Annotated in this window: 11 protein-coding genes; 4 read left to right on the top strand and 7 right to left on the bottom strand. The window is 57.9% G+C overall.

Translation table 11 applies throughout. From position 1 onward, the window contains the following. Positions 1-274 precede the first annotated feature (274 nt). On the top strand, positions 275-1,528 hold the full coding sequence (locus QE432_RS06935) for an NAD(P)/FAD-dependent oxidoreductase (protein WP_013761609.1): 1,254 nt from the start codon (positions 275-277) through the stop codon (positions 1,526-1,528). Between the two features lie 61 nt (positions 1,529-1,589). Here the strand turns inward: QE432_RS06935 and QE432_RS06930 are convergent, their stop codons facing one another. Next, positions 1,590-2,123 (bottom strand): hypothetical protein, encoded by a 534-nt coding sequence (locus QE432_RS06930; RefSeq protein ID WP_035199477.1) that lies wholly within the window; start codon positions 2,121-2,123, stop codon positions 1,590-1,592. Between the two features lie 82 nt (positions 2,124-2,205). After that, positions 2,206-2,430 (bottom strand): aa3-type cytochrome c oxidase subunit IV, encoded by a 225-nt coding sequence (locus QE432_RS06925; RefSeq protein WP_003510978.1) that lies wholly within the window; start codon positions 2,428-2,430, stop codon positions 2,206-2,208. Positions 2,431-2,845: 415 nt separating this feature from the next. Here QE432_RS06925 and QE432_RS06920 point away from each other — a divergent pair, with 415 nt between their 5' ends. Together QE432_RS06920 and QE432_RS06915 are read left to right on the top strand one after the other, a co-directional pair. After that, positions 2,846-3,385: a TRAP transporter small permease subunit gene (locus tag QE432_RS06920; protein ID WP_003510982.1), complete on the top strand. Its 540-nt coding sequence runs from the start codon at positions 2,846-2,848 to the stop codon at positions 3,383-3,385. Positions 3,386-3,417: 32 nt separating this feature from the next. After that, positions 3,418-4,899, top strand: a complete 1,482-nt coding sequence (locus QE432_RS06915) for a TRAP transporter large permease (RefSeq protein WP_003510985.1) — start codon at positions 3,418-3,420, stop codon at positions 4,897-4,899. A 313-nt stretch (positions 4,900-5,212) separates the two neighbouring features. Here QE432_RS06915 and QE432_RS06910 read toward each other — a convergent pair whose 3' ends face one another. Next, on the bottom strand, positions 5,213-6,310 hold the full coding sequence (locus QE432_RS06910; protein ID WP_003510986.1) for a TRAP transporter substrate-binding protein: 1,098 nt from the start codon (positions 6,308-6,310) through the stop codon (positions 5,213-5,215). A 304-nt stretch (positions 6,311-6,614) separates the two neighbouring features. Between QE432_RS06910 and QE432_RS06905 the strand changes: the two genes are divergently transcribed. Further along, positions 6,615-7,370: a gamma-glutamyl-gamma-aminobutyrate hydrolase family protein gene (locus tag QE432_RS06905; protein ID WP_013761612.1), complete on the top strand. Its 756-nt coding sequence runs from the start codon at positions 6,615-6,617 to the stop codon at positions 7,368-7,370. A 98-nt stretch (positions 7,371-7,468) separates the two neighbouring features. On the opposite strand, the gene QE432_RS06900 is transcribed toward QE432_RS06905, so the two are convergent. The 4 genes from QE432_RS06900 to QE432_RS06885 all read right to left on the bottom strand — a co-directional run bounded on the left by QE432_RS06900 (position 7,469) and on the right by QE432_RS06885 (position 13,049). Next, positions 7,469-8,500, bottom strand: a complete 1,032-nt coding sequence (locus tag QE432_RS06900; RefSeq protein ID WP_025595623.1) for an ABC transporter permease — start codon at positions 8,498-8,500, stop codon at positions 7,469-7,471. A gap of 32 nt (positions 8,501-8,532) precedes the next feature. Beyond that, positions 8,533-10,074, bottom strand: a complete 1,542-nt coding sequence (locus tag QE432_RS06895; protein ID WP_025595621.1) for a sugar ABC transporter ATP-binding protein — start codon at positions 10,072-10,074, stop codon at positions 8,533-8,535. Positions 10,075-10,316: 242 nt separating this feature from the next. Beyond that, complete coding sequence (locus tag QE432_RS06890; RefSeq protein ID WP_065687769.1) at positions 10,317-11,246, bottom strand: sugar ABC transporter substrate-binding protein; 930 nt, start codon at positions 11,244-11,246, stop codon at positions 10,317-10,319. A 360-nt stretch (positions 11,247-11,606) separates the two neighbouring features. Then, a complete protein-coding gene (locus QE432_RS06885) occupies positions 11,607-13,049 on the bottom strand; it encodes a M20 family metallopeptidase (protein WP_003510996.1) in 1,443 nt (480 codons plus the stop codon). Positions 13,050-13,090: the final 41 nt, after the last annotated feature.

Genomic DNA, 13,090 nt, shown 5'->3' with positions numbered 1-13,090 from the left:
ATGAAAATAAAGGATCGGTCTGCGTGTACGCGAAACCTAGCCGGACACCGTTAAATAGCAATTAATGATGACCCATAACTATTGGTCCAATGACCGAAACTGTTGGCAAGAATACTTCAGACCGAGCTGCCTTTACCAACCCGTCCGCACCGGATGAGAACCGCTTATTTGCCACAGTGCTGATATTTCTGCCGCCGCAGAGCGATACGGGCTTTCATCGGTACGGCATTCATTGTTATGGCGGGCTTGAAAGATTTGTGTTGCAGGAGCGCCGATGACCAAAACCCTGAAATGCGACGTGCTGGTGATCGGCACCGGCATTATCGGTTCCATGGCGGCGCTTTACCTGCAAAATGCCGGGCGTGAGGTCTTTCTTCTGGAGCGCGGTGAAGTTGCCCGGGGCGCGAGCTCCGGTAATGCCGGCATCCTGGCCTTTCCCGAAATCATCCCCATTCCCGCCCCCGGCATCATGAGAAAAGCACCGCGCTGGCTTTTCGATCCGCTTGGCCCGCTCAGTGTGCCGCCTGCCTATGCGCCGAAGATCGCGCCGTGGCTGTGGCGTTTCTGGCGCGCCAGCGCTGAGCGCAACTTTCGCCACGGCCTGAGAACGCTCAGCGAGATCAACCGGCTGTCTGCCACCGAAATGGCCCATGTCGCCGCCATGCCGGAGCTCTCGCACTTTGTCGCGAAAACCGGCACGCTCGATCTTTACGACAGCGAAGCCAGCCTCAACGCTGCCCGCAAGGACTGGGATGAAAAGGAACAGGCAGGCTTCTCTTCCAAGCGTGTCGCCCGCAACGAGATAGACGAATTGCAGCCGGGTCTTGCCCCGCAATTCCGCCACGCCATGTTCTCGCCTGATGGCTTGCAGGTCTCCGATCCCTACGACTTCACCCGTGCCATTTTCGACCTGGTGATCGCCCGTGGCGGAAAGCTGCGCAAGGGCGAGGCAGAACGCATCGACGCCGTCGGCGAAAGTACGATCGTGACCCTGGAAAACGGCGACAAGATCGACGCCGACAAGGTGGTGATCGCCTGCGGCGCGTGGTCCAAGCCGCTTGCCGCAACACTTGGCAACATCGTGCCGCTGGAAACCGAACGCGGCTATAACACCACCCTGCCCGCCGGCGCCTTCAACCTCACGCGCCAGCTTTATTTCAACGACCACGGTTTTGTCGTTACACCGCTATCGTCTGGCATCCGCGTTGGCGGCGCAGTCGAGTTGGGCGGTTTGGAGTTGAAGCCGAATTTCAAGCGATCCGAGGCCATGCTCAAGAAAGCCGGGCGTTTCCTGCCCGGTCTCAAGGTTGAAGGCGGCCAGCAATGGATGGGGTTCCGCCCTTCGATGCCGGACTGTCTTCCCGTCATCGGCACCGCGCGCACCACACCTTCCGTCATCTATGCCTTTGGCCACGGCCATCTGGGGCTGACGCAATCGGCAGCTACCGCCCGCCTCGTGACGCAACTGGCAAACGGCGAGGAGACCGCAATATCGGTCGATGCGTTCCGTCCGGGGCGTTTTTCCTGAAAATGCGGAAATCCGGTTTCAAGCCGGTTAGAGTTTCTACGGTTTAGCGGACGCCTGCGCGCTATTTCACCTGTTGTACGGAATCTTCCGGAAACTCCACCGTGGCGAAGGATGGATAGACCTTTCGCAGGATGGTCACCTGCTGCTGATCGCTCACACGCAGCAAATACCATTGCGTACCGTCGATAAGCGCCAGGGTATGGGATTTCGCTTCGATCGTCTGGCCGCCGGTTTCCATCACCGTTTTCGTCGGAACGAGCGCATAGGGCGTTCCATCAGGCGTCTGCTGCACACTGATCGCCGCCGTGTCCATGGTGAATTCGGTGATCTTGACCGCTGCAAGCGCCATTTGCATCTGCGTGGTCAGAGCGCTACGCAACTGCCCGACGGAGACACCCGCATCGTTTGCAATGAATTCAAAGATTTTCGGCGGCACCGTCCGGCCGACAAAATCAAAATCCTGCGCATTCAAGGCGGCGCTGAACCGCTCTATCTGTGTTTGCAGCTTGTCTTGCTCAGACGGCAAAAGATCGCGCGACAAAGCGGGATGCGACATCACCGCCAGCAATAACAGCCAGGCAAACAGGCGTTTCATTGCTTCGCCTTTCCGGGTTTGGGCTTGCCGGTAGCAAGGCATCGCAACGTCCGCGCCGCGACACGCTTGTGAACAGCGTCGCTCAGCGCAGCAGAATGAAACCCGCAGCCGAAAGCACGAGGAAAACGATAAGGCCGCCAAGGAAACCCACGGACGTAAAGAAACCCGCGACCATGGCCAGCATCAGCACGCAGACCAGCATCGTGCCGTACTTCGTCATGGCAAGAAAAGCGTTGTAGGTCTTTTCATGCTCGGCGTAGTTCATCTCGGCGCCAACTTCGACTGGACCCGTGTGGTGTTCGCTCATTCCGCTTCCCCTTCTGCTCCATCCGCCATACCCGCCGCACAAGACAATTTGCCCTGCGGACGATAACGGGCCCATGCCGGATTCTCCGGAGCCAGAGGTAACATGAAGTCGGCGAAAAGTGCAATGCGTTCCAAACGAAAGAACATCGATGACAAGCGGGGCAAACGGTATGCCGTGCAAAGCGTGCCGTCGTGCAACATTCTTTTGTAAACGGTTGAAAACGGCGGCCATGCGGCCGGTTTAATAGTGGTTTCGGTTGCTTTTCGGACAACCTGCCCATACACGGGATTCTGTGGGGAGGAACGCCGGAATTTGGCTGTGCGGATACGCGTGGAGGCGTGCCCGTCACGATGGCCGACCGGCTTGCTTGCCACCATAACCCGCAAAGGGCCCGGCAAGGGAAGAGGGGAAAGTCATGAAACCGCTTTTGAAATTAAGTGCGCTGATCGACCTTGTCAGCGAAGCTCTGGGCAAGGTCGCCGGTTATCTGGTGCTTGTCTGCTGCCTCGTCAGCGCCGGAAACGCCATGGTGCGTTATACCTTCAACTATAGTTCAAACGGCTGGCTCGAAATCCAGTGGTATATGTTTGCCTTCATCGTGCTGGTGGGTGCCTCCTACACGCTGCGCATGAACGAACATGTGCGGGTGGACATCATCTACGGGGCTATCTCGTCTCGCACGCGCCTGTGGGTGGACATCATCGGCATCGTACTTTTTCTCATGCCCGCCTGCTTTTATCTGGCCTGGCTTTCCTGGCCGATGTTCATGCTTTCCTGGCATCAGAACGAAATGTCCTCCAATGCCGGCGGGCTCATCCGCTGGCCGGTGAAACTCATCATCTTCGCCGGTTTCGCCCTTCTGGTTCTTCAGGGATTTTCCGAACTCATCAAGCGCATCGGCGCCCTCAACGGGCTTTATGCGCTCGATACGAAGTACGAAAAACCCCTGCAATGATCGCCGCGATCTGAACCTTCAGGATATTTCCCATGTTCGAATATGGAATTCTTCCGCCACTGATGTTCCTCGGCATGATCATCTTCATGCTCTACGGATTTCCGGTTGCTTTCTCTCTTGCCACCGTCGGTCTGGTTTTCGGCGTCATCGGTATCTTCACCGAGCATTTTTCGCCGGCCTTCCTTCAGGCCTTGCCGCTGCGCATCTTCGGCATCGTCTCGAACGACCTGCTGCTCGCCATTCCGTTCTTCACCTTCATGGGCGCGATCCTGGAGCGATGCGGGCTTGCCGAAGATTTGCTTGAAGGCACGGGCAAGCTGTTCGGCGCCATTCCCGGCGGCCTCGCCTATGCCGTCATCATCGTCGGCGCAATCCTTGGCGCGATCACAGGCACGGTTGCCGCCTCCGTCATCACCATGGGCGTCATCTCGCTGCCGATCATGCTGAAATACGGTTACAATCCGCGCCTCGCCACCGGCGTCATCGCCGCGTCGGGAACCATCACGCAGGTCATTCCGCCTTCGCTCGTGCTGATCGTTCTTGCCGACCAGCTCGGTAAATCCGTCGGCGACATGTATCTCGGCGCAATCGGCCCGTCGATCCTGCAAGTCGCCATCTTCATGCTCTTCATCCTGTTCATGTCGATCGTGCGGCCGAAGGATTTGCCTGCTTTGCCGCCAGAAGCGCGGGGCGAACTCAACCGTGCACTGGTATTTCGCGTGCTGGCGGGCATGGTGCCCTCCATCGTGCTTATCTTCCTCGTGCTCGGCACCATCTTCCTCGGCCTTGCAACACCAACGGAAGCCGGCGCGCTCGGCGTCGTCGGCGCCATGGCGCTGGCCGCAGCCCACCGCCGCCTCACCTGGGATCTCGTCAAGCAGGGTATGCATTCCACCATGCACATCACGTCCATGGTGGTGTTCATTCTGGTAGGCGCCACCTGCTTTTCCCTCGTCTTTCAGGGCATGGACGGTTCGCTGTGGATCGAGCACATGTTGTCGGGCATTCCGGGCGGCCCGATCGGCTTCCTGATCTTCGTCAACATCTTCATCTTCTTCCTCGCCTTCTTCCTCGATTTCTTCGAGATCGCCTTCATCGTTATCCCGATGCTCGCACCCATCGCGCAGGCGCTCGGCATCGACCTGATCTGGTTCGGCGTGCTGATCTGCATCAACATGCAGACCAGCTTCATGCACCCGCCCTTCGGTTTCGCGCTGTTTTACCTGCGCTCAATCGCGCCGCGCACGGTCAAGACCTCGGATATCTACATGGGTGCCATTCCTTGGCTCGGCATGCAGCTCATCCTCGTCGCAATCGTGATCTTCTGGCCGGAATCCGTCACCTACTGGTTGGACAAAGCACCCCAGGTGGACCTCAACTCCATCAAGATCGAAGTGCCTGCCTTCGGCAATCAGGGCGGCAACACCATGCCCAATTTCGGCCTGCCAGGAGGCCAGCCGGGTGGGTTGCCAGGCATGCCTAACCTCGGTGAACCACCGAAGATCGGGCCTTAACCGGCGTCTTTTACGGATTTTTCGGAGAACTGATCATTGCTGAGTGGAAGACAGGGTTGCACCCCTACCTTCCATTTACTCTGTGTGAAAATTGAACCTGACAGTCATCGACCAGCCTGTCCGGTTTTTCCGAGGTCAGCGTGGCCAATCCTTGCCGAGACTGCGCCTGGTCACTGAGCCTGCTGCTTTTGCTTCCGACAGCCCCAATCGTCAATCGCCCTTTCCTAGCGGGAGGATGCAGGCGCGACGGCACAACAAAAACCCCGGAGACCGAAGTCCCCGAGGCTTTTGTCCGGTCCGCCGCACCGAATAATCAGAGCTTGCCGTTACGCTGCTGGATCATCATGAAAGTATCGAAAGTATATTCCGCAAGCTGCATCCACAGGTAACCCTCGCGCTTGAAGGCGACCTGATCCTCGTAGATCTTCTTGAAGTCCGGGTTGGTTGCTGAAATATTGGCATAGACTTCCAACGCCGCCTTATAGCAGGCCTCGAGGATTTCCTGGCTGAAGGGCCGCAGCACGGCACCTTCCGAAACCAGCTGCTTGATGGCGATCGGGTTTTTCGCGTCGTATTTCGCCATCATGCTGGTATTGGCGAAAGCGCAGGCATCCTGCAGCACCGTCTGGTAATTCTTCGGTAGGCTGTTCCACTTGTCCAGATTGACGAAGGAATGGATGACCGGGCCGCCTTCCCAGAAGGCCGGGTAATAATAATATTTCGCCACCTTCTGGAAACCGAGCTTGTGATCGTCATACGGACCAACCCATTCGGCGGCATCAATGGTGCCTTTTTCCAGCGCCGGATAGATGTCGCCGCCGGCGATCTGCTGCGGGACCACGCCGAGTTTTTCCACCACCTTGCCGGCAAGACCGGCAATGCGCATCTTCACACCCTTGAAATCGTCGACGGTGTTGATTTCCTTGCGGAACCAGCCGCCCATCTGGGCGCCGGTATTGCCTGATATCATGCCGTAGAGATTGTGCTTGGCGTAAAACTCGTTGAGCAGCTTGTTGCCGTTGCCTTCGTAGAACCAGGAATTGGTCAGGCGGGCATTAAGACCGAACGGTATCGCCGTGCCGATAGCGAAGGTCGGATCCTTGCCGACGTAATAATAGGAGCAGGTATGGCACATTTCCACCGTACCCGATGATACGGCATCGGCTGCTTGCAGGCCGGGCACGATTTCGCCAGCCGCAAAGGGCTGGATGGTGAAATTGCCGTCGGTAGCGGCCGCCACATGTTTGGCAATATCCTCGGCGCCGCCATAGATTGTATCGAGAGACTTCGGAAACGACGACGTCAGTCGCCAGGTGATCTTGGTATTCTGTTGTGCAATTGCGGGCGCAGCCAAGGCTGTCGCAGCAGCCCCCGCCAGCGCACCTTTTTTCATAAAGGAACGGCGATCCATCTATATCCTCCCAGATATCAACGCTGCCCGCAGCTTGAATTCCCCTCGTGCTGTTCAGGCATCGCAGCAAAGTAAGCACGGTTACCGCCTAGATGACAAGCACCCGCGCCAAGAATTAATTGCCGGAAAACCAGCCATATCAGGATTTTTTCGGTGGCCTCTTCGCTATTTTATTTGCAACTGAAATATCGCGATGCCGCCTTATACTTTAGCCGCATATATCGCGTTCCGAGGACGAAACACATGCTTGACTTGGCCCGCTTGCAGTCGCACAAATTTTCGAAGATTCGCCCCCGGAGCCACCATGCCAAAACCGATTATCGCCGTCCCCGCCGACATCCGGCATTTCACCGGAGCCGACTGGCACGCCGCGCAGAACCAGTATCTTTCCGCGGCGCTGAAGGTGGCTGATGTCATGTCCTTCATCGTTCCGGCCTTTGAGGACGGCAATGAGGTCGATGCCATCCTCGACCGGGTCGATGGCCTGCTCGTCTCCGGCTCGGCCACCAATGTTCACCCTTCTCTTTACGGAAAAGAGGCACAGGAGAGTGACGGTCCGTTCGATCCAGCCCGCGACGCCACCAGCCTGCCGCTGATCCGCCGGGCGTTGGAACGCGGCATTCCGATGCTTGCCATCTGTCGCGGCATTCAGGAGCTGAACGTCGCGCTGGGCGGCACGCTTGCTTCCGAAATTCAGGAACAGCCCGGAATTTGGGACCACCGCAAGCCGGAACATGAGGACCGCGACGTGGCCTTCGCCATCCGCCAGCCGGTGCATGTGCGCGAAGGCTCCTGCATTGCACAGCATCTTGGCATGTCGGGAGAAATCCAGATCAATTCGCTGCACCGGCAGGCAATTGCCGAGACCGCGCCACGCCTGCAGGTGGAGGCGACGGCGGCAGACGGCACGATCGAGGCCGTTTCCGTCATTGATGCCAAGGGCTTTGCCGTTGGTGTGCAATGGCACCCGGAATATTGGGCCGAGACAGACGCACCCTCGCGCGCTTTGTTTGAAGCTTTCGGCAAGGCAGTTCACGAGTACCGGAACAGCAAGACCTGAAACCGACCCCTCCCCTCCAAGGCCATTCAGGTCCTTGTCGATAGGACAAAAAAAGGGGCAAGCCTGAAGGCCTGCCCCAAGTCCGGGAGGAGGAGTGCTTAGCGTTTTGCGCGTTTCTTCTGGCGGTAGACGTCAGCGACGACGGCGGCCACGATGATCAGTCCCTTGACGATCTCCTGGTAATAGGCATCGACCCTGAGGAACGTGAAACCGGATGTCATGACACCGAGAATGATGGTGCCGATCACTGTGCCGGTAATACGGCCAGCACCGCCGGCGAGCGAAGTGCCGCCGATAACGGCCGCGGCGATGGCGTCGAGTTCATACATCACACCCATGCCGGCCTGCGCCGTCTGTGCACGGGCAGCGGTGACGACACCAGCAAGACCGGCCAGCATGCCGGCAATGGCATAGACCTTGATCAGATGCGCCTCAATATTGATACCGGAAACGCGGGCGGCCTGCTGGTTGGCGCCAATGGCATAGGTGAACTTGCCGTAACGGGTGTAACGCAGCGCGACGTGGAAAATAACCGCGACGACGAGGAAAACCACGACCGGCCAGACACCTGTACCGATGAAAGTAAAACCGTCGGTCAGACCGGAAATCGGTTGGCCCTTGGTGTACCATTTGGAAAGGCCGCGCGCCGTCACCATCATGCCGAGGGTTGCGATGAAGGGCGGGATTTTCGTGCGTGCTATAAGCTGCCCGTTGATGAAACCGGCCAAAGCGCCAGCCAGAATGCCGACAGCCAGCGGCATGAAGAAAGGCAGATCGGTCAGACCCGGGTAAAGCGCCCGCGGCCATGTGGAGGCCTGCCCCACGCTGGCGGACAACATCGCCGTCAGACCGACGACCGAACCGGAGGACAGATCGATGCCGCCGGTGATGATGACCTGCGTGACGCCGACGGCGATGATGCCGATGACCGACACCTGCAGGATCATGATCGTCAGGCGTTGCTGGTTCATCAGAAAGCTCTGGCCGATGAAAATCCAGCCAAGAATTTCGTAAACCAGCGCGATGCCAATCAGCACGAAAAATATATTTGCTTCGGGCGGTATGCGCCTGTGCGGCTTGCGCCCGGATTTTGCATCCAACTCTGCGTTGGCGGCGGCGTTCGTATTCATAGTCATTCCTCCTCGAGAAATCCCGGCGCGCCTCACCGCGATGCGAGATCCATCACCTTCACCTGTGTGGCTTCACTTCTGTCAAGGAAGCCCGTCACGCGACCTTCATGCATGACCATGATACGGTCGCTCATGCCCAGAACCTCCGGCATTTCGGAGGAAATCATGATGACGGCGACGCCATTGCGCGCCATCTCGCCAACCAGCTTGTGGATTTCGGCTTTTGCCCCGACATCGATCCCGCGCGTCGGCTCATCCAGAATGAGGATGCGTGGCTGTGTCAGCATCCAGCGCCCGATCAGCACCTTCTGCTGATTGCCGCCCGACAGGTTTTCGATGCGCTCGTAAAGATTGGGCGTCTTAACCCGGAGCTTGCGGCACATGTCGTCGCAGGCTTCCGAAAGCGTCTTTTCCTGCACGAAGCCGTTGGTGACATATTTGTCCTGTAGAACCGCGATCTGCATGTTCTCGAGAATATTGAGGATCAGCAGGCAGCCGGTATCCTTGCGGTCTTCCGTCAGGAACGCCATGCGGTGACGGATCGCCTCTGTCGGACTTGCGATCGACACAGGCTTGCCGTTGATTTCCACAGTGCCAGAAGACGCCGGCGTAACGCCGAACACCGTTTCCGCCACGTTCGAGCGGCCAGAACCGACAAGGCCGGCGACACCTAGAATTTCCCCGGCGCGAACATCAAATGACACGTCATGGAAGACGCCGTTCAGCGTCAGGTTCTTGACCGACAGCACCACATCGCCGATCGGAACCTCTTCCTTCGGGAACATCTGGGTAATTTCGCGCCCCACCATCATGCGGATGATGTCGTCTCGCGTCACATCGGTGGACGCGTGGGTGCCGATATATTTGCCGTCGCGAAAGACGGAAAACTCATCGGCGATCTCGAAAAGCTCATTCATCTTGTGAGTGATGTAGACGATGCCGATACCGCGGTCCCTGAGGTCGCGGATGATGCGGAACAGATGTTCCACCTCGCGCTCAGTCAACGCTGACGTCGGTTCGTCCATGATGAGAACGTCGGAATCGTAGGAAACCGCCTTGGCAATTTCGACCATCTGCCGGCTTGCGACCGATAGTTCGCCGACACGCATTTCCGGATCGAGATCGATACCGAGCCTTTCGAGCAATGTCTGGGTGCGGCGATACATTTCGCCATGGTCGATAAAGCCCAGTCGGTTTTTTGGCTCGCGGCGAATCCATATATTTTCCGCTACCGTCATGTAGGCCATCAGGTTGAGTTCTTGATGGATCATCGCAATGCCGTTTTCGAGCGCATCAAGCGGTGAATCGAGGCGTATCGCAGCGCCCTTCAGGCGAATTTCTCCGACATCCGGCTGGTAGATACCTGCCAGAATCTTCATCAGCGTCGATTTACCGGCGCCATTCTCACCCATCAGCGCATGCACGGTGCCGCGCTTGAGGTGGAACGAAACGTCATCCAGCGCGACAACGCCGGGAAATTCCTTGCGTATGCCGTCCGCTGCGAGAAGATATTCTGCATTGGGCACGGCGCCGCTGGCGCGCACGGCGGCCATTGTCGATGGGCTGACGACCATCTTATCCTCCACGATAGACAAAAATGACCGGGGGAAGAGGTTTCGCCAAAAGGCGCCCATCCTCCGGGGAGGCTTACAGCGCCGTGCCGATCAAGACACACATAAGCGCTGTAACACTTTGAATTCACTGAAATACTATTCTAGCCTGGTTCAACTCGGCGTCTGACACGCCGACTGCCGTCCAGAACCGGCATTTGCTTCCGATATTGCTTGAAACGGTCGCAAATGCCGGTAAAGGGTCGTCAGTTCTTGGCTACGTAGTCCTTGACGTTTTCCGGGGTAACGAGCTGGAAGGGAATGTAGACCTTCTTGTCAACCTTGTCGCCCTTGACGAGCTTCAGTGCGGCATCGAGAGCACCCTTGCCCTGGCCAGCCGCATCCTGGAAGACCGTCACGTCGAGATCGCCTGCCTGCATGGCGGCAAGAGCGTCTTGCGTGGCATCCACACCGGCAACGACATATTCCTTCATGTCCTTGCCCGCGGCCTTCAGAGCCTGGATAGCGCCGATCGCCATTTCATCGTTATTGGCAATGACGGCATTGAACTCGATACCGCCGGACAGCCAGTTGGTGACGAGGTCGGAACCCTGCGTGCGCTGCCAATTGGCCGTCTGCTCTTCAACCACGGAAATGCCCTTGCATTCATCGGTTTTCAGAACATCTTGAACGGCCTGCGTGCGCATGCGCGCGCCCTGATTGGACAACTCGCCCATCATGATCACGGCCTTGCCCTTGCCACCGAGAAGGCGGCAGACTTCCTTGGTTTCAAGCGTGCCGGCCACGGTTTCTTCCGATGCCACGAAGGCCTGGCCGTCTGGCAGGGAATCCACGTTTACCGGCTGGCGGTTGACGTAAACCAGCGGAATCTTGGCTTCAGCAGCAAGTTTCGACATGGCCGCCGTCGCATCCGTATCAACCGGATTGACGATGATCGCATCGACCTTGGAGGCGATGAAATTCTGGATCTGGCTCTGCTGCTTGGCAACGTCGTTCTGCGCGTCCTCAACTTGCAGGGTGACGCCCTTCAGCTCCTTGGAATAATCCTGCATGCCGTTGCGCAGCACGGTCAGGAAGTTGTCGTCGAACAGGGCCATCGAAACACCGACGGTCTCGGCATGTGCCGCCGTGCCCAAAAGCACAGACATAGCCGCACTGATAATAAGCTTTTTCATTGTTTTCTCCTCCTCGGTGTCCAGCGCCACCTCTCCCAGCCGGAAACGGACCCGAGAGCCCGCCGCTAACTCCTCACATCCAGAAAACGGAATAATGAAACCGAATTTCTGTTGTTCGATATATTTATTCCATTTTTGGTTCGAACGTCAATGCTTTCTTCGTGGCCGTGAAGCGAGACGGCACACAAGGCGGTGATGGCCAGGAGTTTTCAGAGAAAACGGGGATAGCCCCTCCGCCCTGGCGTGGGCGGAGGGGCTCATGCGCTTGCTGAGCACTTTCGCGGAAGTCGCTGGGCTGCCTGCGATAAAACATCACGGACAAGTGGAAGAGTTGGACGGGCGCGAAAGACGCGCCACGTCTTAATCGTGAAAACCGGGCATCACATCCGCCGGAATGGGGCAGACATAATCACTGCCCTCGGTTTTCTCCAGCCATTCTTTTTTGACACTTTCAAGCAGCTCGGGCGAGGTCATCAGCGAAAGACCTGTCGATGCGAGCGTCTTGGCGGCGTGTGCCATGGCTTTGTGGGCGGCCGGGCTTTTGCCCTGCGCCACCACCTGCCATGTATGCGGATTGGTCCCGATTGCCCATGCGGGCGTCCAGCATTGCGCTGTCGGCGTCACCCAACTGACATCACCGACATCGGTCGAGCCGGCACGAAAATGCGACTGCCCCTCGAAATCGCGCAGGCCGAGATGCAGCGGCGTCGACCCGTCGATCTTCCCGTTGGAAAAGACGTCGCCCTTGATCTGGTAGAGCCGGATGCTGCTTTTGATCGCCTCTTCCGTGAACGTGTCCTGAATGACCTTGGCGAAGGCCTGATCGGCCTCGTCGAAGGCTATCGGTCCAAGCGCCACCATGTTTTCATGCATCGCCGTTTCGAGCGTGATGTTGGGCAGGAGATTGGTGGAGGCGGTATCGAAGACGATCTCCACCTCTGTTTCGGTCATCATGGCCGCACCACGCGCGACCTTGTCCACACGGGCTGCGAGATCGAGCGCCTGGCGCATTTCAGGTGCGCGGATCAGATAGAGCACTTCGGCCTTTGCCTGCACCACATTTGCCGCTTTGCCGCCGGCATCGGTGATCGCATAATGCACCCGGCAATCCTGCGGCATGTGTTCGCGCAGGAAATTGACGCCGACATTCATCAGTTCAACGGCATCGAGCGCCGAGCGACCAAGATGGGCGGCGTTGGAGGCATGGGAAGCAACGCCCTTGAAACGATAAAAATATTCCAGCACCGCGAGATTGTTGGTGGAGCGCACGCCGTTGAAGGGCGCGGGATGCCATGTCAAAGCCGCATCGACATCGTCAAACAGACCGGCGCGCACCATGAAAGTCTTGCCGGAACCGCCCTCTTCGCCGGGGCAGCCATAATAACGCACCGTGCCGGGCAGGTTGTTGGCTTTCAGATGCCGGGCAAGTGCGATAGCGGCCATCAGCGAGCCGACGCCGAGCAGATTGTGGCCGCAGCCATGGCCGGAGGCGTCGGGTTGAAGCGGTTTTGCCTCGGCCACGCCGGCCATCTGGCTCATGCCAGCAAGCGCATCAAATTCGCCGAGGAAGGCAATAACCGGCTTGCCGTGGCCGAATTCACCGATGAAGGCCGTGTCCATGCCAGCTACACCGCGGCGGACCACAAAGCCGTTCTCCTCAAGCGCGTTTGCTAGAACCCCGGCAGATTGCCTCTCCTCGAATTTGAGTTCGGCAAAATCCCAGATGCTGTCGCTCAAAGTGGTGAAATGTGGCTTCATTGACTCGATTTCGGCGGCAATCGACATCACGGCTTCACGGTTCATGGCTTGTCCTCGCATTCCTGCCCTTTAAGGGCGCACGCAAA

Source organism: Agrobacterium sp. SORGH_AS_0745 (assembly GCF_030818995.1).
GTDB lineage: Bacteria > Pseudomonadota > Alphaproteobacteria > Rhizobiales > Rhizobiaceae > Agrobacterium > Agrobacterium tumefaciens.
Note: the sequence above shows the minus strand (reverse complement) of the source record. Positions and strands in the feature narration are given on the sequence as shown.